Genomic DNA, 24844 nt, shown 5'->3' with positions numbered 1-24844 from the left:
CGTGGCCACCGACGAACTGATGACCAGGGCGCTCGAAACGCTCGGGGACGACGGCCCGCTGTCGGTCGAGGCGATCCACCGCCTCACCGACCTGGCCGACGTGCCCGAGTCGATGACGATCGCCGAGCTCGCCGACCTGCTCGACATCTCGCCCCACACGCTGCGCTACTACGAGCGGGCCGGGCTGGTCGAGGTGGCCCGCGACGGCAACGGTCATCGGGTCTACGACGCCCAGGCGGTGCGGCGCCTGGTGTTCCTCACGCGGATGCGGCTGTCCGGCATGCCGATGCGCGACCTGCAGCACTACATCTCGCTCGTCGACGCCGGGCAGCACACCACACCCGAGCGGCTCGACCTGCTGATCGAGCACCGCGACACCATCCGCCGCCGGATCCGTGAGCTGACCCTCTCCCTCACGGCCGTCGAGTACAAGATCACCACATATGGGGGCTCGACCGGGCCGGACGTCCACGCCCTCGACGCCATCGCCGGTGCGGACCGCACCGCGCTGCCGCACGAGCCGCCGCGACGGGCACTACCGGCGGACTGAGCGACACCGGCGCTCGCCTGCGGCTTCACGGTGGCAGCGTCGTCAGCGGCGGACGTGGACCCGCACCACGGTGCCGACCTCGTCGTCGCGGACCTCTCGGCGGATCCGGCTGACGATCTCCCTGTCCAGTTTGTGGACCACCGCGCCGACGTCGGCCGAGGCGGGGCAGCAGAGGGAGATGCGCAGGCGGGCGGCGTCCCCGACCACGCGGGCGCTGACCCGGGTGAGACCCTCCACGTCCTTCAGGCCGATGCAGAGCATGGCCGTGCCCGTACCGCTACGGAGACCGCGGCGCCCCCACCCCAGGCAGAGCAGCAGCCAGCGGACCGTCACCAACGCCAGCACCAGCATGACGAGCGCCACCAGCCACAAGGCCCAGGTCTGGTCGGCGATGGTCTGGGCGGTCTGGTCCGACAGCACCTTGGCGCGCGGTGAAAGGCCCGGCAGCTTGTCCTTACCGCGCAGCCAGGCGTAGCCGCCCAGGAGCAGCAGCAACCCGCCGACCACGGCCAGACCGATCCGGTTACCCGCGTACTGCCGCATCACAGCCCCCTCCGGCGCAGCCGTACGACGACCTCGCCCGCGGCCAGGGTGCCCACGCCCGCCAACCGGTCACCGACCGCGGTGCCGACCTGCTTGAGCATCGAACCGGAGCTCTCCGGGCCGGTGATGACCACGACCTCGATCGTGCGCCTGCGCAGCCGTACCCGCGCTCGTTGCACGCCGTCGACCTCCTGGGCGACGGCCCGCAGCGTACGGCGGAGGCCGGCCCGGGTGATGCCGATGACGATCAGCGGGTCGGACGTCTCGACGGGCACGAGCCTGCACCGGCCGGGTACGGCGGCCAGCAGCAACATCACGACCCCCACGGCCATGGTCGCCAGGGCGGGCAGGGACAACTGCCCCCAGGCGCGATGCGCCGCGAGGTCGAGGAGGTCGGACACCGGCAGCCAGCCGAGCGGCCGGCCCAGCAGGGCGGAGACCACCTCGGCGGCGCCGAGCCACAGCCCGGCGGTCAGCGTGAGTGCCACGACGATCCCGGCGGGCGTACGCGCCGGTCTGAGCACCCGGCCCGACCTGCGCAGCGGACTCTCCTGCGCGACGATCCCGGCGCCGGACAGTATCTGCTGGAGGGTGGTCACAACGCCACAGGTACACGGATCGGGCATGGTCCGGACCATGCCCTCGCCGCCGGTTTGCAGGATCATTACGAGGGCCGTAATTAAGATGAACTGCCCTCATATTCATTCGCCCGATATGTCGTTAAACTGCCTTTATGAACGATCTCCGCCGCTATGACAGCGCTACCAGAGCGCTCGAGCCGCCGTTGGCGATCCTCGATCTCGCGGCCATGCGCGCCAACGCGGCCGATCTCGTACGGCGCGCGGCCGGCAAGCCGATCCGGGTGGCGAGCAAGTCGATCCGCTGCCGCTCGGTCATGGAACGCATCCTGGCCATGGACGGCTTCCACGGCATCATGGCCTTCACGCTGCCCGAGGCGCTCTGGCTGGTCGAGCGGGGGTTCACCGACGTACTCGTGGCCTACCCGACGGCCGACAGGCAGGCGCTCACGACGCTGGCCGGGGACGCGCGGGCGGCCGGTGAGATCACGCTGACCATCGACGCCGCCGAGCATCTCGACTACGTCGACGACGCGGTGGCGGCGGTCCGTTCACGGGCGGAGATCCGGTTATCGATGGACCTCGACGCGGGATATGTCGCTCTGGGCGGCAGATTCCGGGCGGGGACTCTGCGCTCCACGATCCGCGAGCCCGAGCAGGCCGCCGACCTGGCCGCCGAGATCGCCAAGCGGCCCGGCTTCCGTCTGGCAGGTCTGATGGCGTACGAGGGGCAGATCGCGGGGGTCGGCGATGATCAGCCGGGCAACGCCGCATATGTCCGGGCCATCCGGATCATGCAGAGCCTGTCGGCCCGCGAGCTGGTCCTGCGCCGCGGCCGCCTCGTGAACGCCGTCCGGCAGGTCTGCGACCTGGAGTTCGTCAACGGCGGCGGCACCGGCTCCATCGAGCGGACCGTGCGGGAGAAGGCGATCACCGAAGTGGCGGCGGGCTCCGGGTTCTTCCATCCGCGGCTCTTCGACTTCTACCGCGCCTTCACCGGCCGGCCGGCCGCGCTGTTCGCGCTCCCGGTCGTGCGGCGGCCGGGGCCGGACGCGGTGACGGTGCTCGGGGGCGGCTATCTGGCCTCGGGGCGGCCGGGGACTAGCCTGCTGCCGCAGCCGTACCTGCCCGCCGGGCTTCGTTACACGCGGGACGAGGGCGCGGGTGAGGTGCAGACGCCGCTGCTCGGTCAGGCGGCCCGGGACCTGCGGGTGGGCGACCGGGTCTGGTTCAGGCACGCCAAGGCGGGTGAGATGTGCGAGCGCTTCAGCGAGCTGCACCTCGTGGACGGCGACACCGTCGTGGAGACCGCCCCGACGTACCGGGGAGAGGGCCGGACGTTCCTCTGACGCCGCGTTAGAAGCGGCGGCGACGGCGGCGCCAGAGGGTGATGGCGGCGCCGACCACCAGCACAACCCCCACGCCGATCAGCACCGGCGCCAGGCTGGGCCGCTCCTCGGCCCACAGCTGGTCGGGGTCGTCGGCGTACTCGACGGGACGCTGCGTCACCCCGAGCGCGTCGCCGACCGAGGTCACCAGATGGGTCGCCCGCGTCTTCACGTCGGCCACCGTGCGCTCGGCGACCCGCTTGGGGCTCACCCGGTCGGCGATGGCGTCGACCGTGTCCGCCAACTCCGCGCGCGTCCGCGCGATCCGCCGCTCCAGCTCGTCGGGATCGGTGTCAGCCATGGCTCTCCTTTCGGCCGCGCTCCGTGCGAGCTCCGCCCGGTGATCGATGAAGCGCTCTTCGCTGATCAGTCTGTCAGGTCGGCGACCCGCCCGGCACTCCGGGCAGGCCGGTAGGTTTTGCACGACGAACTCTGGAGGGCCCCATGACCGAAACCAAGCTCGCGCCCGGCGACGCCGCGCCCGAGTTCACGCTTCCCGCCGCCGACGGCGAGACCGTCTCCCTCGAGACCTACCGCGGCCGGCGGGTGATCCTCTATTTCTACCCCGCCGCGATGACACCGGGCTGCACCAAGCAGGCGTGCGACTTCCGCGACAACCTCGGCCAGCTGACCGCCGAGGGTTTCGTGGTGCTCGGCGTGTCGAAGGACAAGCCGGCCAAGCTGGTCAAGTTCGCCGAGCGTGACTCGCTCACCTTCCCGCTCCTGTCGGATCCCGAGCTTGCCGTGCACAAGGCGTACGGGGCTTACGGCACCAAGAAGCTGTACGGCAAGGAGGTCGTCGGCGTGATCCGCTCGACCTTCGTCATCGACGCCGACGGCAAGATCGAGCAAGCTCTCTACAACGTGAAGGCGACCGGCCACGTGGCGAGCCTGAAGAAGAAGCTCGGCCTGGCTTGAAAGGCCAGGGGCCCGTCCGGTCATGCGACGGGCCCCCAGCGCACTGCCGGGACGCTAAACTCGGCTCAGGCCCGCTCTGGCAGGGGCTGCGCGGGCGTGGCGAAATGGCATACGCGGCAGGTTTAGGTCCTGTTGGTGGCGACACTGTGGGGGTTCGAGTCCCCCCGCCCGCACCTCCTCCTCGGCTACCTCAGCCTCCTCGGGCTACCTCAGCGCGTACGCCCTGATCACCTCCTGTGACAGGCTCGCCCCGCGCGTGTCGGTGGCCTTGAGGCGCAACGAGACGACTGCGGCGGACCGCGGCCGGTCCAGCGTGGCCTCGTAGGCGCCGTTGCCCTTCGAGGTGAGCCGCCGGACCGCGCGCCACGAGGCGCCGTCGTCGTACGACACCTCCAGCGACACGTCCTTGATCGGGGCGGCCGCCGAGCCGTCCTGATGGCGCAGGGTCAGGCCGAGCCGTGGCGAGGTGGCCTGGTTCTTCAGGTCCGTCGCCACGTCATAGTCGGCGAGCAGCAGCGGGATCGTCGTGCCCGACCCGGCGTCGTGCTGCGACGGGAACGTCCATGCCGTCTTCGTCCTGGTCGACAGCCGGGCCCAGGTGGCGCGGTTCTCGACGTCGTACTCCATCCGATACGTGGCGGCGGCGGCCGGCAGGAGCAGTATCCCCTGGGGGCGCCGCTCGGTCTGCGCCAGCAGCGTGTCTCCCTGGTACAACCGCCAGCCGGTCTTCATGCCGGTCTCGAAGTTGTCGGTCTGGGCGACGCCGGTGTTCCGTCCCGCGTCGATGAGCCCCCACATGTCGACCTGGAGCAGGTCGCCCTCCCTGCGCAGCGGCCGGACCTTACCGGGGCCGGGCAGCAGCGGCTGCTTGAACCAGGTGCGGCCGATCCGCTCCCCGGCTCGGAAAGGCGCATCGTCGGGGCCCGCGACGCCGATGTGGGCCTGGTCGTGCTCCCACGTGTAGTTGTACGGCCGCTCCGGCGTCTCCATGCTGCTGCTCCAGCGCACCTCGGAGCCGGCGGTGAGGTAGTCGACCCGGTCGCGCGGCGTACGCGGGACGGGCCGGCCGGTGTCCCAGGAGGTGGTCTCCCAAGGCTGCCAGCCGAAGCGGTTCTCGGAGAGCGTCACGTCGTCGGCGAGCTGGCTGAAGAAGTCCGAGTCCACCCGGGCCAGGGACTTCGCCCGCAGGGTGTGGTCGGGCCGGTCCCTGATCCCGCCCTCCTCGCTGAGGTACAGGTCGTACACGTACGGACTGGCCACGACGCCCTTGGCCAGGACCGGCACCGGCAGCCTGCGCAGCCGTTCGGCCAGCCGGGCGCCCTCCTTGCCGGTGAGCGCGATGGTCGGGACCTTCAGCTTCACCCCGCTCTCGGACACGGGCAGGTCTCCGTAGACCGCGACCATCCGGGCCCCGGCCGCCGCGGCGGCGTTGGACTGGGCGGCGACCGTCAGGTCGGCCGTGCGGCGGATCAGCGCGAGCCGGCCGCGCAGGTCGCGGCCCTTGAGGTCCGCGGGCGTACCGGTCCCGGCGTCCACGGCCAGGAGCAGCGCGGAGCCGTCGAGGCGCGGGAAGTCGGCCGACACGTCGCTGAACCAGACGGGGTCGACGTAGTCGGGGTTCAGCTCCAGCCCGGCGGTACGCAGGGTGATGGCGGGGGCCTCCAAGTGCCAGCGGGTGGCGACGGCGAACCGGCCCTTGGTGACGCGCTTCGTGGGCTGCAGGTAGTACGTCTCGTCGGCGCTCTCGTCCTGGAGGATCGTCTCGGTGAGCGGCGTGCCCTTGGCGGGCGCGCGGGTCCAGATGAGCTTGGTCGCGGTGCCCCTGTTCCGCTTGGTCACGTGGTCGGGCGTGTCGACCCGCATCTCGACCGCCTTGCGGGCGTCGAGCACGACCTTGGTGTCACCGGTGACCTTCAGCTCGGGCTCGCCGGTGAAGCTCAGGTTGAGCACGGTGCCTCGGTCGGCGTAGGCCATGCTGTCGACCGACGGGCGCAGGGTGTTGATGACACCGAGCACGGAGTAGGTGCCGGGCGGCACCAGCACGCACGAGTCACCCGGGTCGCTCTCGCACCGGCGCACCGGGTCCCCTGGCAGCTCGCGGCCGTCGCGGGTCCCGTCGTCCACGTTCAGCGCGGCGGCGTACGCCTGCGCGGGGCGGCCGTCCCTGGCGATCCCGCTCACCCGCAGCCGGACCCGCTTGACCTCGACGTTTCCGGTCAGCGAGGTACGGATCGGCGGCCCTTGGCGCGGCGTCGCGACGAGCTCCGCGCGCTGCCGCCCCGCCTGCGCCTTGGCCGGGTCGAGGGTGACCCGGACCGTCGCCTTCGCCCCGCCGGGCAGGGACAGCTCGGCGGGCGAGACGCTGAACGGGCCGCCGGTGGCCAGGCCGAGAGTGACCGGGGTCTTGCCGGGATTGCGGTAGGTGACCTCGCGGGTCACCGGCTGTCCGGAGGACACTTCGGACAGACCGAAGTCGACCGAGCCCTCGGCGGACAGCACCGGCTCCCCCAGGGCCGTAGCCACGTCCACCCGGCCGGTGCCCCGCTTGTCCACCGGGGTGTCGGGCATGGGCTTGGCCGTACCCATGAGCAGGGACTTCAGCTCCCCGGCCGAGATGCCGGGGCGTGACTGCCGCAGGAGCGCGGCGGCCCCGGCGACGTGCGGAGTGGCCATGGAGGTGCCGGACAGGCGGGTGTAGTACTCGTCCACCGGCTCGCCGAGCGAGGTGCCCTTCGCCCGCGCCGCGACGATGCCGACGCCCGGAGCGGTGATGTCGGGCTTGACCGCGCGCTCCAGCCCGACGGGTCCGAAGCTGGAGAAGTCGGCCAGCCGGTCCTGGCCGTCGACCGCGCCCACGGTCAGCGCGGCGGGGGCGTCTCCGGGGCTCCCGACGCAGGCTTCGCAGCCCCTGTTGCCCGCCGCCACCACGAACAGCGTTCCGTAGCCCGCGTACAGGGCGCCCAAGGCGTCGGTGAGCGGCCCACCGGGGCTGGGGTCGCCCAGGCTCATGTTCACGATGTCGGCGTGCTTCTCCCCCGCCGCCCATTCCATCCCGTCGATGATCCAGGAGCTGAGCCCCTCGCCGTTGGCGTCCAGGACCCGGCCGTTGAGCAGCTTGACGCCGGGCGCGACGCCCTTGCGCGAGCCGCCGGAGGCCGCGCCGCTGCCCGCGATGATGTCGGCGACGTGCGTACCGTGCCCGAACTCGTCGGTGGCGCTGCCGCTGTCGGTGAAGTCACGCTCGTCGGCGACCTTCCCCGCCAGGTCCGGGTGCCCGGTGTCGACGCCGGTGTCCAGGACCGCGACCGTTGTGCCCGCGCCGTCGTAGCCCGCCGACCACGCGGCCGGCGCGCCGATCTGCGGCACGCTGCGGTCCAGCGCCGGTTCCACCTTGCGGTCCAGCCAGATCTTGGTGACGCCGTCGAGCGGGCTCTTCGTACGGCCCGTGGCCAGCGCGGACAGTTCACCGCCGAAGCCCCGCGCCGCGCTCTTGGCCAACCGGACGCCCGAACCGCCGATGCTCTCCAGCGTGCGGACCGCCTTCAGCGCGGGGACGGCCGGCATTGCGCTCTGTTTCCCGTACGTGACGATGAGGGAGATGGCGTCCGACCGCTCGTCGGTGTAGCCCTGCGCGGCGAGGGCGGTCACGTTGAAGAGCTCGGGGTCGAGGCGGCCGGGGACCAGCCCCTCCACGTCGCTGGGCAGCACGGTGAGTTGCCCGGCGTCCTCGGTGATCCGGAAACGGGCTGACGGCCCGTCCCCGCGCGGGGCGGCGGTGACGCTCGCTTTCTGGCGGCCGTCCGCGGCGACGGCGACGTGCACCTGGTCGCCGGTGATCAGCGTGATGTCGTAGCCGTGCTTGGCGGGGTCCGGCGCCAGAGCCGGAGCGCGGTCGGCCCGCGCGAGCGCCGGAGCGTCCGCCCGCGCGCCCGTACCGGTGATCGTGGTGACCGCGGCCACCGCCAGGGAGGCGGCCACCGCTGTCCAACGCCTGGGCCTCATCGGCCACCTCCAGAAGGCGAGAAATGTGCCGACCCAATTCCTAGTGATCTGGGGGCGTTCCGGTCCATAGGTCTCGTCTGGCGAGATCCCGACTTGTCGTAAACCCGCCTGGGCTACGCTCGCGTTCGAGACGACAGGACAGCGGGGGGCTGGCATGGCGCAACGGCGGTTACTGGAGGGCCTCGGCGTCAGCGTCACCGAGGAGACGGCCTACCGTGCGCTGCTCCGCCACGGGCCCGCGACGCTGAGCCAGCTGGCCACCGAGACCGGCGCGTCCACCGCCGCCATCCGCCGGATGCTACCCCGGCTGGAGGACCTCGGGCTGATCTCCCGGGTGGCCGGCCGGCCCCTGCGGCTGATCGCCACGCCGCCGAACATCGCCATCGACGTGCTGGTGGCCCGCCGCCAAGAGGAGATCACGCACAGCCGGGCCGCCGCGGCGCTGCTCGCCACCGAGGTGGCCGACCGCGCCGGACCGCACCCGGAGGAGGTGCTGGAGGTGGTGACCGGCCGTTACGCCGTCGCCCGCCGCTACCTTCAGCTCGAACGCAGCGTCACGGCCGAGATGCTCGTGCTGGTGCGCCCGCCGTACGCGGTCGACATCCTGGACGATCAGGAGAACCAGCAGCGCGCCGCCCACCAGGGCCCGGCCGTCCGCGGCATCTACGGGCCGCTGGCGTTCGAGGAGCCCGGCATGCTGGAGCACACGCGGCAGGCCATCGCCGACGGCGAGCAGGCCCGGCTGGGGCAGGTGCCCGTCAAGCTGGCCATCGCCGACGGCCGCACGGCCATGCTGCCGCTGGTGTCCGACGAGGACCGGGCGGTGGAGAGCGCCCTGGTCGTCCACCCGTCGGCGCTGCTCGACGCGCTCGTCGGGCTGTTCGAGGTGCTGTGGCAGGCGGCCGTGCCACTGCGGCTGTCAGCGGACCCGGCCGCGCACATCGAACGGGACGTGTGGCCGCAGCCGGGCGACACCGAGGTGCTCGCCCTGCTGGCGGTGGGGATGAAGGACGACGCGATCGCGCGGCAGCTCGGTCTCAGCCCGCGTACGGTGCAGCGGCGGGTGCAGGAGCTGTGCGAGCGGCTGGGGGCCCGTACGCGGTTTCACGCCGGGTTCCTGGCCGCGCAGCACGATCTGCTGGTCCTGGATCGCGGGCCTGGTCTGCGGGCGCCTTAACCGGTCTTGGTGGGCATCGGCGTGGGCATGACGCTGGGGGGCATCATCGTAGGCACCACCGTGGGCAACGGATACGGAGTCGCGGGCATCTGATACGGACCGGGGTACGGCGGCAGCCGCCGGCAGTAGCTCCCGCCAGGGCCCGGACGACAGTCCTGGTAGCCGGGATAGCGCTCCCAGTCCTGCCAGTAGACGCGGGCGGTGTCGCCCCGGTGGACCATGCCGCTGATCACCGCCACGGCGCCGCCCCCGAGCACGCCGCCGATGATCAGCCCGATCAGGCCCGCACCGATGATCTGCGTGGGCTTCAGCCGGAAGAAGTCGCGGAAGCTGTCAGAGCGCGGAGGTGGAGCCGTTGTCGCCCAACTGCCTCCGGGCGGCGGGCCCGAGACCCGGGTGGTCGCCGCTTCCGCTTCGGGGGGAGCGGCGGGCCGGTCTCCAGGGGTCGGGTCGCGTGGCGCTTCCTCTTCGCCACGCGACCCGGCGTCACGATCATGATCCGCCATCACGATCTCCCTTTACTCGCCCCTCAGGGCGCTCCCAACGACAAGAGTGCCCTATGCCCCGTAAGGCTGGTGTAAGACCTGAGTCGTACCCAAACCTCCCCCTACAGGCTGACAAACCCATGCCGAAGCCTCCGTATCGTAATGATGTGTTCGGCAGGGTAATGGGATGGTCGGGACGCCATGGCAGGCTCATGGACGCCCTCCGGGTGGCGCCGCTGGCGGTGTTCTGCCTGTTCATGGCCGTGCCGTACGGGAAGAACGGCCCGTTCGACAACGGCAACCTGTACATCGGGGTGGCCGGTTACCTCGGGCTCTGCGCGGTGCTGATCGTCCCGCTGCTGTGGCGGCGTGACTGGCCGCTGACCGTCTTCGCGATCCTCTCACTGGCCTGTTTCGGGCAGTGGCTGGCCAAGATCGATCCGATGCCGGCCAACATCGCGGTGCTGGTGGCGCTCTACTCGGTGGCCTTCCGGTGCGGGTTCCGTTGGGCGATCGCCGCGGGCGCGGTGGCCGAGGTCGGCGTGCTGCTGGTCATGGTGCACTGGCAGGCGCCGACGTTCAGCCTCTTCTTCAGCGGCTCGATCCTCGTCGTGACGGTCTGGCTGACCGGCCTGTACGCCAAGACCCGCAGCCGCTATCTGGAGAGCCTGGAGGAGCGGGCGGAACGGGCCGAGCGCGAGCGCGACCAGCAGGCCCGGATGGCGGCCGCGGCCGAGCGCACCAGGATCGCCAGGGAGTTGCACGACGTGGTGGCCCACAACGTCAGCGTGATGGTGGTCCAGGCCGACGGGGCCGGATACGCCATCGACAGCGACCCTGACCAGGCGCGGCAGGCCGTACACGCCATCTCCAAGACCGGGCGCGAGGCGCTCGCCGAGATGCGCAGGCTGGTCGGCGTGCTGCGGGAAGACGGGTCCGACGGGACGGACTACACGCCGCAGCCGGGCCTCGCGCAGCTGGAGGAGCTGGTGCGCGGCGCGGGGGTGCCCGCGCGGCTGCGGGTCGGAGGGCCGCCGGGCGAGCTGCCCGAGGGGCAGCAGCTCGCGGTCTACCGCATCGTGCAGGAGGCGCTGACGAACGCGCTCAAGCACGGCGGCCCCGGCGTCCGCGCACTGGTCGAGCTGCGGTACGCCGGGCGCGAGCTGGTCGTGCGGGTGACCGACGACGGCAGGGGCGCGGCGGCACCACGCAGCCCCGACGGGCACGGGCTGGTGGGGATGCGCGAGCGGGTCGGCATGTACGGCGGCGAGGTGGCGGCCGGGCCGAGATCAGGTGGCGGGTTCGAGGTGCTGGCCAGGCTGCCGGTGCCGGGCACGAGGGCGGCCTGATGATTCGGGTGATGCTGGTCGACGACCAGGAGTTGCTGCGCGCCGGGTTCAGGATGGTGCTGGGCGCCCAGCCTGACATCGAGGTGGTCGCCGAGGCCGGTGACGGGGTACGGGCGCTGGAGGTGCTGCGCGAGGTCGAGGTGGACGTGGTGCTCATGGACGTACGCATGCCGAGGATGGACGGCGTGGAGGCGACCCGGCGCATCGACGGCCCCAAGGTGCTCATCCTGACCACCTTCGACCTCGACGAGTACGCCTTCGCGGCGGTCAAGGCGGGCGCCTCGGGATTCCTGCTCAAGGACGTGCCGCCGGCCGACCTGCTGACCGCGATCAGGGCGGTGCACGCGGGCGACGCCGTGGTGGCGCCGAGCACGCTCAAGCGGATGCTCACCAAGTTCGCCGCGCAGCTGCCGACGGAGGAGCTCGCGGCCGCGTCGGAGCTGACGCCACGCGAGCGCGAGGTGCTGCTCATGGTGGCCCGCGGCCTGTCCAACCTGGAGATCGCCACCGAGCTGGAGGTGGCGGAGGCCACGGTGAAGACGCACCTGGGCCGGGTGCTGGCCAAGCTGGGGCTGCGGGACCGGGCCCAGGTGGTGGTCTACGCGTACGAGGCGGGCCTGGTGGTCCCGTCACGTCAGCCGAAAGGCTGACCCGGGTCATCTCAGGACCTACACGAAACCCCTCCTCGGGGCCCATATTTCCTGCATTTTCCGCTTCTAGGTTGGTCACGTTCCCGCAGACGACAAGGAGTGAACGTGACCCTCACCGATACCCGCCGACAAGCCCCCGCGGCGGTGGTGGCCAAGGCGCTGACCAAGGTGTACGGCCAAGGCGACGCGCAGGTCCACGCCCTCCACAGTGTGGACGTCGCCTTCGCGACGGGCGCGTTCACCGCGATCATGGGCCCGTCCGGTTCCGGCAAGTCCACGCTGATGCACTGCCTGGCCGGGCTCGACACCGCGACCTCCGGCACCGTGCACATCGGCGATGTGGAGCTCACCGGGCTCAACGACAAACAGCTCACTCTGCTGCGCCGCGAGCGGATCGGCTTCATCTTCCAGGCGTTCAACCTGCTGCCGACGCTGACCGCCGAGCAGAACATCCGCCTGCCCCTGGAGATCTCCGCCCGCCAGCCGGACCGGCTGCTCTTCGTCCGCGTCATCGAGACGGTCGGGCTGCGGGACCGGCTCGCCCACAAGCCGACCGAACTGTCCGGCGGCCAGCAGCAGCGCGTCGCCGTGGCCAGGGCGCTGATCAGCAAGCCTCAGGTGATCTTCGCCGACGAGCCGACGGGCAACCTCGACTCGCGTAGCGGCGCCGAGGTGCTGTCGTTCCTGCGCACGTCCGTACGCGAGCTCGGCCAGACCATCGTCATGGTCACGCACGACCCGGTGGCCGCGGCGTACGCCGACCGCGTGGTGTTCCTGCGCGACGGCGAGCTGGTCAGCGAGATCAGCGCGCCCTCACCGCAGTCGGTGCTCGACACGCTGATGAAACTGGAGGCCTGAGTTGCTGAGGACGACTCTGGCCGGGCTGCGCGCGCACAAACTGCGGCTGCTGCTCACCTCGCTGGCGATCACGCTGGGCGTCGGTTTCATCGCCGGTACGTTCGTGCTGACCGACACCATGAAAGCCGGCCTGTCGCAGCAGGCCACGGCCGAGGCGGACAAGGTCGGTCTGGCCGTACTGCCCGAGGACCGCGAGGCGGTGCTGCCGGAACGCCTGCTCGACCAGGTGCGCGGCCTGCCCGGCGTGCTGGAGGCGCAAGGGCTGATCCGCGGTAGCGCGCCATTGCTGGGCAAGGACGGCAAGGTGGTCGGGAACGCGCCGACCACGGCCGTCTCGATCGTGACCGGCCGGCTCGACCGCACCACCATGATCAGCGGCACCGGCCCCGGATCCGACGACCAGGTGGCGGTGCTCGACAAGAACACCGCCAAGGCCCAGGGCCTCAAGCTCGGCGACACGATCACCGTGCTCGACTCCCGGCACCGCGAGCAGCGGTTCAGGCTGGTCGGCATCATGAACACCGGCCTGGACCAGATGCTGGCCTACACCGGCGCGATCGGCTTCATCCCGGCCACGGCTCAGCGGATGACCGGCGCCAAGGGCTTCGCCGAGATCGACATCGCGGGCGACGGCGCGGGGCTCAAGCAGGCGGTCGCCGCCGCCGCCGGAGCGGGAGCGAAGGTCAAGACGGGCGCGGAGCTCGCCAAGGGCCTGGCGGCCGAGTCCGGCATCCAGATGGAGTCGCTGACCACCGGTCTGCTGCTGTTCGGCCTGGTGGCCATGCTGGTGGCCGCGCTGGTCATCTACAACACCTTCAACATCCTCGTCGCGCAGCGGGCCAGGGAGATGGCGCTGCTGCGCTGCATCGGCGCCACTCGCGGGCAGGTGTTCGGCTCGATCATCCTGGAGTCCACCGCCGTCGGCCTCCTGTCGTCCGCGCTCGGCCTGCTCGCGGGCTACGGCCTGGGCGCGGCCACGCTGGCCGTACTCGGCGCGCTCGACGCCCCGCTGCCCACGAACGCGGCCATCGCGCTGACACCGGTCACGACGCTCAGCGGGCTGGGCCTCGGCCTGCTGGTCACCGTAGGCGCGGCGCTGCTGCCCGCGCGGGCCGCCACCCGGGTCGCGCCGATCGCGGCGCTGCGCACGCAGATGGAGGAGCAGACGTTCCGTACCGGCGTCGTACGTGTGCTCCTCGCCGCATTCTTCCTCGTCGCCGGGCTCGGCACGGCCGGCTACGGGGCGCTGGTGATGGAGCCGGGCCAGATGCTGCCGCTCTTCGTCGTCATGGGCGGTGGCGCGCTGACCTTCCTGGCGGTACTGATCCTCGGACCGGTGCTGGTCAAGCCGCTGAGCGCGCTGATCGGCTGGATCCCGGCCAGGCTGTTCGGCGTGCCGGGACGGCTGGCCGTGGACAACTCCGGACGCAACCCCCGCCGGGCCGCCACCACGACTGTGGCGCTGACCATCGGCGTGACGCTCATGACGCTGATCTCGGTGGTCACCGCCTCGACGCGGGTGACGATGACGGCCAAGCTCGACAACCAGTTCCCCATCGACTATCTGGTGGCCACCCAGGAGCGCGAGGCCGCCGTCCCCCGGTCGGTGGCCGACTCGTTGCGGCGCAGTCCGGAGCTGTCCTCGGTCGTACAGATCCGCGCGGCCAAGGCCAAGATCTCCGGCTCCGGTAATTCGGTGCAGGTCGGCACCTTCAACGGGCCCTTCAAGCCGGAGGTACGGTCCGGTTCGATGGACCGGCTGGAGCCGGGGCAGGTCGCGGTGGCCGCCCCCGCGGCCAGCCGGTTCGGGCTGCGGGTCGGCGGCACGGTCGCGGTGCGGACCGCCAAGGCCGGGACCGTCACGTTGCGGGTGGTCGCCGTTCTCTCGGGCGATGCGTCCCTGCCGATGTTCACCGTGGCCGAGCGGCCCTTCGACGAGTACTTCGGCCAGATACCCGACACGCGGGTGATGGTGAACATCAAGGACGGCGTACCCACCGGACAGGCCCGCAAGGCGGTGGACACGGCGACGGCGGCCTACCCGATGGTCCAGGTGACGAGCGCGACGGAGGTGCGCGGGCAGTTCGACGACACGCTGGACATGTTGCTGATGATCATCACCGGGCTGCTGGGCCTGGCGATCCTGATCTCGCTGCTCGGCATCGCCAACACGCTGTCGCTGTCGGTACATGAACGGACCAGGGAGTCAGCACTGCTGCGGGCCCTCGGGCTGACCAGGCCGCAGCTGCGGCGGATGCTCTCGGTGGAGGCGCTGGTGCTCGGGCTCATCGGGGCGGTGGTCGGCGTGGTGCTCGGCGGCGTGTTCGGGTGGGCGGCGATGCGGGCGATGATCGATGGCGCCTGGTTCGTGCTGCCGGTGGGACAGATCGCGCTGTTCGTGGTGCTGTCGGGGCTGGCCGGGGTGCTGGCCGCGGTACTGCCTGCGCGGCGGGCGGCTCGGGCATCGATCGTGGGCTCACTAGCAACCGGATAAACCCCGACAAATCATGATAAAGGCGACAATTTCCGGAAAGAAACTATGCGGGACGGCGAGCCGCATCCCTCGTCGTCCCGCACCCCGCCTCCGCCGCTCGTCTGGTGAGCGAGGGGTACGGCCGATCAGCGGGGGGTACGGCCGGGCCACAGGTCGGCAACCGTTTCCGGATCGAGAAGCGGCCGGGTGACCACCTCGCCGGACACCTTGTCGATCACGATGCAGCCCCCGCCGACCGTACTGGGCAGGGTCGCCGGGTCATCGAGCTCAGGCTCTCGCACCCAAGCGACATAGCCCTCATTGAACCCATGAATCCCCACCGAGACGGAATCGTCCGCTCGCCGCACCCCGTTGAAGTACTCCTCCGCCAATGCCCTGGCCTGGTCGAGATTCATAGCGGTTGCCCCTGCCTGTCGACGATCACGCAGAACACCCCGGTCACGGTTGTATAGGGCGGCTCGACGGCCATGTGGCCCCGCTGGGCATCGATCCAGATCACCTCGCCGCCCGAGTTGACGGCGTTCCACGCATGAGACCCGCCACCGGGCCAGCGCACCACGATCACGGCCGCCGCCCCGTGCCCCGCCTCCAGCAGCCGCCGCGCCACCATCGGATAGGCGTGCCGCCCTTGCCCCAGGTACTGGAACCGCTGCCCCACCCACCGCTCGATCCGCTCCGTGCCCCCGGTCTCACCGGTGACCTGCGGCCGCCCGATCCGGTCGTACTCCGCCACCCTCGGCGCCGCCGCAGCGGGCTCGCCGTGCCAGGTGGACAGTACGGCCAGCGCGCAGTCAGCGGCATTGGACGCACGAAACGGGTCATCGGCCGGACCGCCACCGTTGATCAGCCTGACCCACGTGCCACGCGGATCGGGAAACCGCGTGCCGAGCGGAATCGCCAGCGCCAGATCGTGCTCCACCTGCGCATCGGGCTTCGCCAGCCCTCCAGGCACCCCGTAGGGCCGGTAACCGACCAACCTCGGCGGCCGATGCGACCGCTCGAACCAGTCCCGCTCAGCGACCGTCTGCCGCCCAGTTGTCCCGGCCCCATTCCCCTGCCACCCAGAACCTCCGGCCCCAAACTCCTGCCGACCAGGACCACTGGTCCCGGCCCCGCCTTCCCGCAGGGCAGCAGACCCGACCCCACCTCCCTGCGGCCCAAGCGCCGCAGTGCCCGAGATCGTCGAAGCGCTGTCGGGTGAGAGCCCCAGAATGGCCGCCGCCGACCCCACCCCGGCTCCGTGCGGGGCAACCGCCCCGACCCCACCTTCTTGGGACCCAACCGCCGCAACGCCCAATCCCGGCGAAACGCTGTCCGGCGAGAGCCCCAGAATGGCCGCCGCCGACCCCCCGAACATCCCCATCCCACCCGTCACCCCAGCGCCCGGCCCACCCGCACCGCCGCTGACCCCGCCACCGCTGACCCCGCCGCCGGTAACCCCTGTGCCCGCCACGAACGCCGAGCCACCTGCTGAGTCCAGCCCACTCCCGGAGCCCAAGCTGCTCCCGGCCACCGAGCCCCGCCCGGAAACGGCACCGCTCCCGGAGACCGAACCGCCCTCAGACCCCCAGCCGCCCTCGGACACCGATCCGGTCCGGGATACCGCGCCACCCCCGGGCGGCGATCCGCCCTCAGAGACCGCGCCGCCCCCGGACACCCGGCCGCTCCCAGGCACCGCTCCGGCTCCGGGCAGCGAGCCACTTCGGGACACCGAGCCGCGCCCGGAGACCACGCCGCTCCCAGACACCCTGCCGCTCCCGGAGACCGAGCCGCTCGCGGGCGCGGGCCCGGGGGCCACAGCGGATTCCCCCACTTGCGCCATGCCACTCGGTACACCGCCCGATGCCGAGTGCCGAGGGGTGGCAGGCGCGCCGTGTCGCCCGACCGACGAGGTGCCCGGCGAGGCCCCCGACCGTATAGACGCAGAACCGGCCGAAGACGTGCTTGGGTGAGCACCCGATGACGCGACGGGCGGAGCACCAGACGGGTCGGCCCACGGCGCGACCGACTCCCCAGCCAGCGGAGTGGCCCCCCGCTCACCCGACCTCCCAGCTCCAGCTGACCCGCCCGCCACGGGCGGCCTCCCAGCTGCGGCCGACCCGCCCGCCACAGCCGACATCCCAGCTACGGTCGACCCGCCAACCACGGCCGACCGTTCCGGCGGGGCCGGCCATCGCGCAGCTGACCGCCCGGTCGACGGACCCGATAGCGCGGTCAGTGAGGCGCCCCACGGAGTCCCCGGCCACTCGGGTGGCGAGTCGGACGATGAGTGGGCGGGAGAAGGTGAGGCGGGGGATACACGACCTGAAGACGGCGATGGGTGGGCGGAAGAGGGCGGGGCCGGGGTCGAGAGGGGGGAGGCGAGTAGGTCCGAGTCGGCGGCGCGCTCATAGTCGCGCCACCTGACCCCGTCACCCACCACAGGGTCGTAATGCCCCTCGGGAAGGACCCACCGCACGCTGGACTTGCGGTCGCGGAACACGTCCTGCCTCCTGTCATGGCTCGACGACCGATCGTAGGGCGACGAGCCATCCCGAGGAGGGGAAGTCAGCAAGTTTTGGCGGTCCCAGCTAGCCCCCGTACCTGCGCAAACAGGGAGAAGGGCCGCGCTCAGGCGACGTTGACCTGGATCGAGTGCCAGCCGCTCGCGCCGTCAGGCGCGGGCGGCGCCTGCTGCTCGGTCTGGGTACGGCCGGCCGCGTCCGTGGCCCGGACCTCGATCGTGTGCTTGCCGGCAGTGAGGTCCCAGTCGAGCGACCACTGACGCCACGTGTCGGGGCCAGGCACCTGGGCCAGCTTCGCCTGCCGCCACTCGCCCCGGTCGACGCGTACCTCCACCGCGTCGATCCCGGTGTGCTGCGCCCAGGCAACCCCCGCGATCGTGGTACGGCCCGCCGTCACCGACGCGCCCGGCTTGGGCAGGTCGATGCGGGACTCCGTCTTGATGGGCCCCTTGGCGGACCAGCCGCGCGGCGTCCAGTACGCCTCGTCCCTGTCGAACCGGGTCACCTTGACGTCCACCACCCACTTGGTCGCCGAGACGTACCCGTAGAGGCCGGGCACCACCTGGCGTACCGGGAAGCCGTGCTCGACGGGCAGGGCCTCGCCGTTCATCGCGATGGCGAACAGCGCGTCGCGCCCGTCCATTACCACGTCGACCGGGGTTCCGGCGGTGAAGCCGTCGTCGGAGGTGGACAGCAGCATGTCGGCGCCGGACTGGAGGCCCGCATCGCGCAGCAGGTCGGCCATCCGGGCGCCGAGCCAGCGGGCGTTGCCGATGTACTCGCCGCCGACCTCGTTGGACACGCAGGTCAGCGTGACGTACGACTCGGTGAGGGGGCGCTTCAGCAGGTCGGCGTACGTGATCTCGACCGGCCGGTCCACCATCCCGTGGATGCGCAGCGTCCACTGCCGGGGATCGACGTGCGGCACGATCAGCGCGGTATCAACCCTATAGAAGTCCTGATTTTTCGTGACGAATGGGGAGAGGCCGCGTATACCGAAATCTGTTCCCTGGGGCAGCGGTTTGGCCGCCACCCTGGGCCTGGGCAGTGCGACCGCCACCCGGGCGGTCTCCGCCGTCTGCCGCCCGCCGAGCACCCGCCCGGCCAGCGTGGCGGCCCCCGCGACCACCACACCGCCCGCGACGCCGCCGAGCAGCCGCCGCCGGTCGAACGAGTACGGCTCCGACCCGGTCCGCATCACGGCAGGCCGCTCAGCCTCATCACCGGGAGCCCCCGAAGCGGACGAGCCAAAGCCCGCCGCCCCCGCACCCTCGTACGACTCCCGCACACCCCGCGCCAACAGCCACGTGAGCGCCCAAGCCCCGACGCCGACCCCCACCAAGGTCGGCACCACGTCGAGCGCTCCCGCGCCCGGCCTGGTCACCACCGCGGCGATGCCCACGACGCCGAACACCCCGAGCCCCACCAGCCCGTACGCCACCCGATGCCGCGCCAGCACCCCGATGACCGCCGCCACCACCGCGAGCACCACCAGCACACCCGCGATGAGCACGGTCTTGTCGTTCGAGCCGAAGTTGCTGATGGCGAACTCTTTGAGCCACGCGGGCGTGTTGTCCACGACCACGTTGCCCACGGCCACCACGGGAAAGGCCGCGGGCTTCAGCACCCCGGCGACGAGCTGCGCGACGCCGAGCGCCACGGCCCCGGCCACCACTCCCGCCAGCGCACCGGCCCAGGCCGGCATCACATCGTTCTTCTGCACAATCCTGACGCTACGCCTCTGGCGGCCGGTGGTTCTTACACGATGGTTACGTCAGCTCGCACAGTCAGCTCGCGATGAGGTCGCGCACGATCGGGGCGAGGGCGCGGAAGGCGCGGCCCCGGTGGCTGATGGCGTCCTTCTCGTCGGCGGACAGCTCGGCCGCGGTGCGGGTCTCGCCCTCGGGCACCAGGATCGGGTCGTAGCCGAACCCGTTGGTACCGCGGGGGGTTGTGACCAGGTGGCCTGGCAGCGTGCCCTCGACCACGCGCCACTCCCCCGACGGCAGCGCCAGCGCGGCCGCGCACGCGAAGTGGGCGGCCAGCTTGTCGGCGGGCACGTCGGAGATCTGCGCCAGCAGCAGGTCGAGGTTGGCCTTGTCGTCGCCGTGACGCCCGGACCAGCGGGCCGAGAACACCCCGGGCATGCCGTTGAGCACGTCGACGCAGAGGCCGGAGTCGTCGGCCACCGCGGGCAGCCCCGAGCCCTGCGCCACGGCGTGCGCCTTGAGCAGGGCGTTTTCCTCGAAGGTGACGCCGGTCTCGGCCACCTCACCGATCGAGGGGAACTCCTCGAGCCCCACGATGTCGAACCCCGACAGGATCCGGCGCAGCTCAGTGATCTTGCCCGCGTTGCGGGTGGCCAGGACGATTTTCATGCTCCCAGCGCCTCCTGCTGGATCAGGGTGAGCTCCTCACAGCCGGTGACGGCCAGATCGAGGAGCTGGTTGAGCGCGGCGCGGTCGAACGGCGCGCCCTCGGCGGTGCCCTGCACCTCGACGAAGCTGCCGGCGCCGGTCATCACCACGTTCATGTCGGTCTCGGCCGCCACGTCCTCGGTGTAGCAGAGGTCGAGCATCGGGACCGAGCCGACCACGCCGACCGAGACGGCGGCCACCGAGTCGACCAGCGGCTCGCCGGGGCACATCCGGCGCTCGCGCATCCACGCGACGGCGTCGGCCAGCGCCACGTAGGCGCCGGTGATCGCGGCGGTCCTGGTGCCGCCGTCGGCCTGCAGGACGTCGCAGTCGAGCAGGACGGAGTTCTCGCCCAAAGCCTTGTAGTCGACGCAGGCCCGCAGCGAGCGCCCGATCAGCCGGGAGATCTCGTGCGTGCGCCCGCCGATCTTCCCGCGGACCGACTCGCGATCATTGCGGGTGTTGGTGGCGCGCGGCAGCATCGCGTACTCGGCCGTGACCCAGCCCTGGCCGCTCCCCCGGCGCCAGCGCGGCACGCTGTCCTGGACCGATGCGGCGCACAGGACCCGGGTGCCACCGAACTCCACCAGCACCGAACCTTCGGCATGGGTAATCCATTGCCTGGTAATGGTGATGGGGCGGAGCTGATCGGGGTTTCGGCCATCCTGTCGCGACATGCAGATCACCCTATCTCCGCGCCGCAACGCTCTTGACCGAATGTGTCCGACACATGGATCCTTACGCAATGACAACGGGGGTGTTGCGAAACCCTGACTTTCTTCGGTTCCTCAGTTCGCACGTGGCCAACGAACTCGGAGCCAACATTTCCCGCGTGGCGCTCCCTTTGGTCGCCGTGCTGGCTCTGCACGCCGGACCCCTTGAGGTCGGCGTGCTCTCGGCGTTGCAGACGGCGGCGTTCCTCGCGATCGGCCTGCCCGCGGGGGTCTGGGTCGACCGATTACGCAGGCGCCGCGTGATGGTGACCTCCGACCTGGTCAGGTGCCTGCTGCTGGCGAGCATCCCGGTCAGCGACGCGCTCGGGCTGCTGTCGGTCGGCATGCTGTACGTGGTCGCGCTGCTGGCCGGCACCGCCCAGGTCTTCAACGACGTCGCCGACCAGACCTACCTGCCGGAGCTGGTGAGCAGAGACCGTCTGAGCGACGGCAACTCCAAGCTGGAGTTCGTCCGGTCGAGCGGCTCGCTCGCCGGTCCCAGCCTGGGCGGCGCGCTCGTACAGCTGATCGGCGCCTCGCGCACGATGCTGGCCACGGCTCTGGCCGCGTTGGGCTCCCTGGTCTTCCTGAGCGCCATCAAGACGCCCGACCAGGCGCCGGTCGCCGAGGAACGCCCGCGGATGCGCCAGGGCATCGCCGAGGGGCTCGAGTTCGTCCGGCGCGACCGGCTGTTACGGGCGATCGTCGTCACGACCGCGGCGACGAACCTGAGTCTCAGCGGCGTGGTCAGCCTGTCCGTGCTGTTCCTGGCCGACGTGGTCCGGCTGCCGCCCGGCCTGATCGGCGTCATGCTCATGTCGGGCGCGGTCGGCGGGCTGCTCGGCGGCCTCACCGGGGGCCGGTTATTCAGCAGGTACGGCACGGCGAGGATGACCTGGCTGGCCATTACCGTCACCTCGCCCTTCGGCCTGCTGCTGCCCATGACGCAGGCCGACTGGCGGGTCGCCTTCTTCGCGATCGCCTCGATCGCGCTCTCATGGGGCGCGATCATCTACAACGTCGGCCAGCTCACCTACCGGCAGACCGTCACACCGGAGCGCATGCTGGGGCGGGTCAACGCGACGGTCAGGTTCATCGTCTGGGGCACGATGCCGCTGGGCGCGTTGCTCGGCGGCATCGTGGCTCAGCACATCGGGGTGCGAGAGGCCCTCTGGGTGTTCATGGGCGCGCGACTGCTGTCGTTCCTGCCGCTGATGTTCTCGCCGCTGCCGCGGCTGCGGGACTTCTCACAGGTTCAGGCCAAGTCGTAGCGAGACAGGCTCAAGCCAGGTCGTAGACGGCCCCGCTGCGGGCCAGGTCGATCGGGCCGCTGTAGCCACCCCGGCAGGCGTCGTCCAGGATCCGCTGCTGGTCGTTCCAGGGGACGAGATGGGTGAGCACCAGCCGGCCCACCCCGGCCTTGGCGGCGTGCTCGGCGGCCTGGCGGCCCGACAGGTGCAGGTCGGTGGGCAGCTCCGGCTGGTCGAGGAACGACGACTCGCACAGCATCAGGTCGACGCCGGCGGACAGCCGCACCACTTCGGCGGACTCACCGGTGTCGCCCGAGTAGGCCAGACTCCGGCCGCCGTGCGTGACGCGGAAGCCGTACGCCTCGACCGGGTGGTTGACCTGACCGGCGACCACCGTGAACGGCCCGACCTCGAACGGGCCCGGTGCGAGCGGTACGAAGTCGAAGGCCGTCTCCATGCCCGGCTCCTCCGGCATGCCGTAGGCGGCGGCCAGGCGGCGCGGCGCGTCGGCGGGCGCGTGGACGGGCACCTTGGGGTACGGCGCGGCCGGCCCGTAGGTCCGGGCCACGTGGTAGGCGCACATGTCGAGGCAGTGGTCGGCATGCAGGTGGCTCAGGCAGATGGCGTCCACGTCGTAGAGCCCGATATGGCGTTGCAGCACTCCCAGGGACCCGTTTCCGAAGTCGAGGAGCAGCCTGAACCCCTCGGCCTCGACGAGATAGCAGGACGAGGGGCTGTCGGGGCCGGGAAAGCTCCCCGAACAGCCGATGATGGTCACCTTCATGCGGGCCTCCCGTTAGAGGTAGTACCCCCCACTGGTGTGACTTCGACCGCATCGATCTCCGGGCCGAGGAAGCGTCGCCCGAGCCGGGCGAAGAGCAAGGAGTCGCCTGTGGCGCGGAAGCGATGCCGGGGGGTGGCCTCGCTCCCTGCCGCCATGTCACGGTCGTGCAGGATGCGGTAGACGTCCTTGGCCGTCTCGTCGGCGCTGGAGACGAGCGTCACCCCGTCACCGGCGACATAGGAGATCGCGCCGGTGAGCAGCGGATAGTGGGTGCAGCCGAGGATCAGCGTGTCGCACCCGGCCGCCCTGATGGGGGCCAGGTAGTCGCGCACGACCTCGATGAGCTCCTCGCTCGCCGTCTCTCCGCGTTCGACGTACTCCACCAGGCGTGGGGCGGCCACGCCGGTGAGCTGTACGTCGGGAGCCGCGGTGAAGGCGTCGTGATAGGCCATGGACTCGATGGTCGCCCTGGTGGCGATCACACCGACCCTGCCGGTGCGGGTGGCGCGCACCGCGCGCCGGGTGGCGGGCTGGATCACCTCGACGACCGGCACGTCGTAACGCTCGCGCGCGTCGCGCAGCACGGCGGCACTGGCGCTGTTGCACGCGATCACGAGCATCTTGACGTCGTTCTCGACGAGGTGGTCCATCACCTCCAGCGCGTAGGCCCGGACCTCGGCCAGGCGTTTGGGCCCGTACGGCTGGCGGGCCGTGTCGGCCACATAGGTGATGGATTCATGGGGCAGCTGGTCGATGATCGCCCTGGCGACCGTCAGCCCGCCAACCCCGCTGTCGAAGATCCCAATGCTCGCGTCCGGCACCTTTAGAGGGTAGGCGACCTGCGACATTCTCACTGCGTAAGAATGCTCACAGTCAGCGCGTCAGCCGCGGCCCACCCGCGCGAGCTGGCGGCACTGGGCGACCAGCCTGCCCTCGGAGTCCCATGCCTCGACCTCTTCGTCGAACCAGCCGTCCGAGATGAGGCGGCCGCTGCCGATCAGCGTGAGCCAGCCCGGGGCGGGCAGCGCCCGCAGGTGCCAGGTGAGGTCCACGGTGGGCGCCCAGCCCCGCGCTCCGGCCGAGAACACCACAGGCGGCAGCGCGTCCACGGCCAGCGCGAGCACGTAGGGGTCGGGGTCCTGGGGCTCGGCCATCCTGAAGTACGCCCTGGACTCGGGCCGGCCGCTGGGCTCGCCGGTCAGCCAGCCGATCGTGGGCGGGTCGAAGAGCATCTCCATCCGGGCGTTGAGCGTCATGTTGGATTCGGGCTTGGGCTCGGGCAGCTTGGCGCATTCTTCCGGCCGCGGCATGACATAGATGGATTTATCGGCGTAAGTGGGCTCGACGTCGTGCAGCGTGGCCGTGGTGATCAGGCTCTCGATCTGCGCCACCCCGTCCTGGATGAGCGTCGCCCTGGTGAAGGCCGCCGTCCTGCCCGCCTTGAGCTGCTCGATCCGTACCCGGGCGGGGCCGGGCACGGGCGCCTTGAGGAACTGGGCGGATGTGCTCACCGGGTGCTCGAACGGCGACGCGTCCACGACCGCGCGCAGGATCACCGCCAGCAGGTAGCCGCCGTTGAGCGGGCCACCGATCACATAGCCGGGGTCGAGGCAGACGTCGTAGGTGGTCTCGTCGACCCGGATCGCCTGCGTGGCCTCGTCGAACTTGGTCATCGGTGCCGCCCTCTAATCAATCCGGAACTATATTCTAGTAGCCACACAGTCTATTGCAGACCCATAACATCGGGCCATCAGCGTGCCTACCTGCGAAAACGCCCTCTCGCTGAGACAGTTCGATCATGGGAAGCGTTACCGAACTCATCGGGCAGTCGGTCTGGGACCCCAACGGGGTGTGGGTCGGCCACGTCGTCGACATCCGCGTGATCAAGCACAGGGGCGAGCTGCAACAGAGCGCCACCGTCTACGGCCTGGTGGTCTCGGCCCACCGCAGGCCCCTGCTCTGCCTGACGCGCGACTTGCACGGCCGCTGGGGCTGGTTCTCCCGGGCGCTGGCGCGGGTGCTTTATGTGGGATCCGCTTTCGTCCCATGGTCGAGCGTCACCGATCACGACGGCGGAGAGGTGCACATCAGCACTTCCCGAAAGGAACTCTCACGCGTCTAAGTACATTGCAAGCGTCCGTCTAGCAACATCAGCTACCGTCTCTGTGGTCATAAGTCCACATT

General features: G+C 71.0%; 23 protein-coding genes and 1 tRNA gene. 11 read left to right on the top strand and 13 right to left on the bottom strand.

Features of this window, described 5'->3' with window-relative positions; all coding sequences use genetic code 11:
• Position 1 precedes the first annotated feature (1 nt).
• Positions 2-550: a MerR family transcriptional regulator gene (locus AB0L53_RS26815; protein ID WP_363999051.1), complete on the top strand. Its 549-nt coding sequence runs from the start codon at positions 2-4 to the stop codon at positions 548-550.
• 42 nt (positions 551-592) lie between these two features.
• Here AB0L53_RS26815 and AB0L53_RS26810 read toward each other — a convergent pair whose 3' ends face one another.
• Positions 593-1093, bottom strand: a complete 501-nt coding sequence (locus AB0L53_RS26810; RefSeq protein ID WP_363999048.1) for a hypothetical protein — start codon at positions 1091-1093, stop codon at positions 593-595.
• Complete coding sequence (locus AB0L53_RS26805; RefSeq protein WP_363999045.1) at positions 1093-1758, bottom strand: DUF6286 domain-containing protein; 666 nt, start codon at positions 1756-1758, stop codon at positions 1093-1095. Before AB0L53_RS26805 ends, AB0L53_RS26810 begins: the two co-directional genes overlap by 1 nt.
• Positions 1759-1826: 68 nt before the next feature.
• Between AB0L53_RS26805 and AB0L53_RS26800 the strand changes: the two genes are divergently transcribed.
• Positions 1827-3020 (top strand): amino acid deaminase/aldolase, encoded by a 1194-nt coding sequence (locus AB0L53_RS26800; RefSeq protein ID WP_363999043.1) that lies wholly within the window; start codon positions 1827-1829, stop codon positions 3018-3020.
• 7 nt (positions 3021-3027) lie between these two features.
• Here the strand turns inward: AB0L53_RS26800 and AB0L53_RS26795 are convergent, their stop codons facing one another.
• Positions 3028-3360, bottom strand: coding sequence for a DUF3618 domain-containing protein (locus tag AB0L53_RS26795; RefSeq protein ID WP_363999040.1), 333 nt, complete (start codon positions 3358-3360; stop codon positions 3028-3030).
• 143 nt (positions 3361-3503) lie between these two features.
• Here AB0L53_RS26795 and bcp point away from each other — a divergent pair, with 143 nt between their 5' ends.
• Both bcp and AB0L53_RS26785 read left to right on the top strand, forming a co-directional pair.
• Positions 3504-3977: a thioredoxin-dependent thiol peroxidase gene (gene bcp / locus AB0L53_RS26790; protein WP_363999037.1), complete on the top strand. Its 474-nt coding sequence runs from the start codon at positions 3504-3506 to the stop codon at positions 3975-3977.
• 90 nt (positions 3978-4067) lie between these two features.
• Positions 4068-4150, top strand: a tRNA-Leu gene (locus tag AB0L53_RS26785).
• 31 nt (positions 4151-4181) lie between these two features.
• Here AB0L53_RS26785 and AB0L53_RS26780 read toward each other — a convergent pair.
• Positions 4182-7979, bottom strand: a complete 3798-nt coding sequence (locus tag AB0L53_RS26780; protein ID WP_363999034.1) for a S8 family serine peptidase — start codon at positions 7977-7979, stop codon at positions 4182-4184.
• A gap of 154 nt (positions 7980-8133) precedes the next feature.
• On the opposite strand from AB0L53_RS26780, the gene AB0L53_RS26775 reads away from it, so the two are divergent.
• Positions 8134-9156 (top strand): helix-turn-helix domain-containing protein, encoded by a 1023-nt coding sequence (locus AB0L53_RS26775; protein WP_363999031.1) that lies wholly within the window; start codon positions 8134-8136, stop codon positions 9154-9156.
• Here AB0L53_RS26775 and AB0L53_RS26770 read toward each other — a convergent pair.
• The gene (locus AB0L53_RS26770) at positions 9153-9662 is read right to left on the bottom strand and encodes a hypothetical protein (protein ID WP_363999028.1); all 510 of its coding nucleotides are present in this window, start codon (positions 9660-9662) and stop codon (positions 9153-9155) included. The two genes, AB0L53_RS26775 and AB0L53_RS26770, sit on opposite strands and share 4 nt — an antisense overlap.
• Positions 9663-9808: 146 nt before the next feature.
• Here AB0L53_RS26770 and AB0L53_RS26765 point away from each other — a divergent pair, with 146 nt between their 5' ends.
• The 4 genes from AB0L53_RS26765 (at position 9809) to AB0L53_RS26750 (ending at position 14992) form a co-directional block, all read left to right on the top strand.
• Complete coding sequence (locus AB0L53_RS26765) at positions 9809-10990, top strand: sensor histidine kinase (protein WP_363999025.1); 1182 nt, start codon at positions 9809-9811, stop codon at positions 10988-10990.
• Positions 10990-11640 carry a response regulator transcription factor gene (locus AB0L53_RS26760; protein ID WP_363999022.1) on the top strand — a complete coding sequence of 217 codons (651 nt, stop codon included), beginning with the start codon at positions 10990-10992 and terminating at the stop codon, positions 11638-11640. The genes AB0L53_RS26765 and AB0L53_RS26760 overlap by 1 nt, the downstream gene beginning before the upstream one ends.
• Positions 11641-11745: 105 nt before the next feature.
• A complete protein-coding gene (locus AB0L53_RS26755; protein ID WP_363999020.1) occupies positions 11746-12498 on the top strand; it encodes an ABC transporter ATP-binding protein in 753 nt (250 codons plus the stop codon).
• Between the two features lies 1 nt (position 12499).
• Positions 12500-14992, top strand: a complete 2493-nt coding sequence (locus tag AB0L53_RS26750) for an FtsX-like permease family protein (RefSeq protein WP_363999017.1) — start codon at positions 12500-12502, stop codon at positions 14990-14992.
• Between the two features lie 125 nt (positions 14993-15117).
• Here the strand turns inward: AB0L53_RS26750 and AB0L53_RS26745 are convergent, their stop codons facing one another.
• The 5 genes from AB0L53_RS26745 to rph all read right to left on the bottom strand — a co-directional run bounded on the left by AB0L53_RS26745 (position 15118) and on the right by rph (position 20590).
• Positions 15118-15387, bottom strand: coding sequence for a hypothetical protein (locus AB0L53_RS26745; protein ID WP_363999014.1), 270 nt, complete (start codon positions 15385-15387; stop codon positions 15118-15120).
• Positions 15384-15911: a toxin glutamine deamidase domain-containing protein gene (locus AB0L53_RS26740; RefSeq protein ID WP_363999011.1), complete on the bottom strand. Its 528-nt coding sequence runs from the start codon at positions 15909-15911 to the stop codon at positions 15384-15386. Before AB0L53_RS26740 ends, AB0L53_RS26745 begins: the two co-directional genes overlap by 4 nt.
• Positions 15912-17602: 1691 nt before the next feature.
• Positions 17603-19219, bottom strand: coding sequence for a molybdopterin-dependent oxidoreductase (locus AB0L53_RS26735; protein ID WP_363999008.1), 1617 nt, complete (start codon positions 19217-19219; stop codon positions 17603-17605).
• Between the two features lie 64 nt (positions 19220-19283).
• A complete protein-coding gene (rdgB, locus tag AB0L53_RS26730; protein WP_363999005.1) occupies positions 19284-19874 on the bottom strand; it encodes an RdgB/HAM1 family non-canonical purine NTP pyrophosphatase in 591 nt (196 codons plus the stop codon).
• Positions 19871-20590 carry a ribonuclease PH gene (gene rph / locus AB0L53_RS26725; protein ID WP_225290424.1) on the bottom strand — a complete coding sequence of 240 codons (720 nt, stop codon included), beginning with the start codon at positions 20588-20590 and terminating at the stop codon, positions 19871-19873. The genes rdgB and rph overlap by 4 nt, the downstream gene beginning before the upstream one ends.
• A 53-nt stretch (positions 20591-20643) precedes the next feature.
• Here rph and AB0L53_RS26720 point away from each other — a divergent pair, with 53 nt between their 5' ends.
• On the top strand, positions 20644-21897 hold the full coding sequence (locus AB0L53_RS26720; RefSeq protein WP_363999001.1) for an MFS transporter: 1254 nt from the start codon (positions 20644-20646) through the stop codon (positions 21895-21897).
• Between the two features lie 10 nt (positions 21898-21907).
• Here the strand turns inward: AB0L53_RS26720 and AB0L53_RS26715 are convergent, their stop codons facing one another.
• Genes AB0L53_RS26715 through AB0L53_RS26705 form a run of 3 tightly spaced genes read right to left on the bottom strand, consistent with a single transcriptional unit; the run spans position 21908 to position 24333 of the window.
• On the bottom strand, positions 21908-22660 hold the full coding sequence (locus AB0L53_RS26715) for an MBL fold metallo-hydrolase (protein WP_363998998.1): 753 nt from the start codon (positions 22658-22660) through the stop codon (positions 21908-21910).
• On the bottom strand, positions 22657-23481 hold the full coding sequence (gene murI, locus AB0L53_RS26710) for a glutamate racemase (protein WP_357942769.1): 825 nt from the start codon (positions 23479-23481) through the stop codon (positions 22657-22659). Before murI ends, AB0L53_RS26715 begins: the two co-directional genes overlap by 4 nt.
• Before the next feature lie 60 nt (positions 23482-23541).
• Positions 23542-24333: a thioesterase family protein gene (locus AB0L53_RS26705; RefSeq protein WP_363998994.1), complete on the bottom strand. Its 792-nt coding sequence runs from the start codon at positions 24331-24333 to the stop codon at positions 23542-23544.
• Positions 24334-24458: 125 nt separating this feature from the next.
• Between AB0L53_RS26705 and AB0L53_RS26700 the strand changes: the two genes are divergently transcribed.
• Positions 24459-24782, top strand: a complete 324-nt coding sequence (locus AB0L53_RS26700; protein ID WP_363998991.1) for a hypothetical protein — start codon at positions 24459-24461, stop codon at positions 24780-24782.
• Positions 24783-24844: the final 62 nt, after the last annotated feature.

Source organism: Nonomuraea sp. NPDC052129 (assembly GCF_040680095.1).
Classification (GTDB): Bacteria; Actinomycetota; Actinomycetes; order Streptosporangiales; family Streptosporangiaceae; genus Nonomuraea.
Note: the sequence above shows the minus strand (reverse complement) of the source record. Positions and strands in the feature narration are given on the sequence as shown.

Coding starts and splice junctions, on each gene's coding strand:
- AB0L53_RS26810 (WP_363999048.1), bottom strand. CDS start 1,093: ATGCGGCAGTACGCGGGTAACCGGATCGGTCTGGCCGTGGTCGGCGGG.
- AB0L53_RS26805 (WP_363999045.1), bottom strand. CDS start 1,758: ATGATCCTGCAAACCGGCGGCGAGGGCATGGTCCGGACCATGCCCGAT.
- AB0L53_RS26800 (WP_363999043.1), top strand. CDS start 1,827: ATGAACGATCTCCGCCGCTATGACAGCGCTACCAGAGCGCTCGAGCCG.
- AB0L53_RS26795 (WP_363999040.1), bottom strand. CDS start 3,360: ATGGCTGACACCGATCCCGACGAGCTGGAGCGGCGGATCGCGCGGACG.
- bcp (WP_363999037.1), top strand. CDS start 3,504: ATGACCGAAACCAAGCTCGCGCCCGGCGACGCCGCGCCCGAGTTCACG.
- AB0L53_RS26780 (WP_363999034.1), bottom strand. CDS start 7,979: ATGAGGCCCAGGCGTTGGACAGCGGTGGCCGCCTCCCTGGCGGTGGCC.
- AB0L53_RS26775 (WP_363999031.1), top strand. CDS start 8,134: ATGGCGCAACGGCGGTTACTGGAGGGCCTCGGCGTCAGCGTCACCGAG.
- AB0L53_RS26770 (WP_363999028.1), bottom strand. CDS start 9,662: ATGGCGGATCATGATCGTGACGCCGGGTCGCGTGGCGAAGAGGAAGCG.
- AB0L53_RS26760 (WP_363999022.1), top strand. CDS start 10,990: ATGATTCGGGTGATGCTGGTCGACGACCAGGAGTTGCTGCGCGCCGGG.
- AB0L53_RS26745 (WP_363999014.1), bottom strand. CDS start 15,387: ATGAATCTCGACCAGGCCAGGGCATTGGCGGAGGAGTACTTCAACGGG.
- rdgB (WP_363999005.1), bottom strand. CDS start 19,874: ATGAAAATCGTCCTGGCCACCCGCAACGCGGGCAAGATCACTGAGCTG.
- rph (WP_225290424.1), bottom strand. CDS start 20,590: ATGTCGCGACAGGATGGCCGAAACCCCGATCAGCTCCGCCCCATCACC.
- AB0L53_RS26720 (WP_363999001.1), top strand. CDS start 20,644: ATGGATCCTTACGCAATGACAACGGGGGTGTTGCGAAACCCTGACTTT.
- AB0L53_RS26715 (WP_363998998.1), bottom strand. CDS start 22,660: ATGAAGGTGACCATCATCGGCTGTTCGGGGAGCTTTCCCGGCCCCGAC.
- AB0L53_RS26705 (WP_363998994.1), bottom strand. CDS start 24,333: ATGACCAAGTTCGACGAGGCCACGCAGGCGATCCGGGTCGACGAGACC.
- AB0L53_RS26700 (WP_363998991.1), top strand. CDS start 24,459: ATGGGAAGCGTTACCGAACTCATCGGGCAGTCGGTCTGGGACCCCAAC.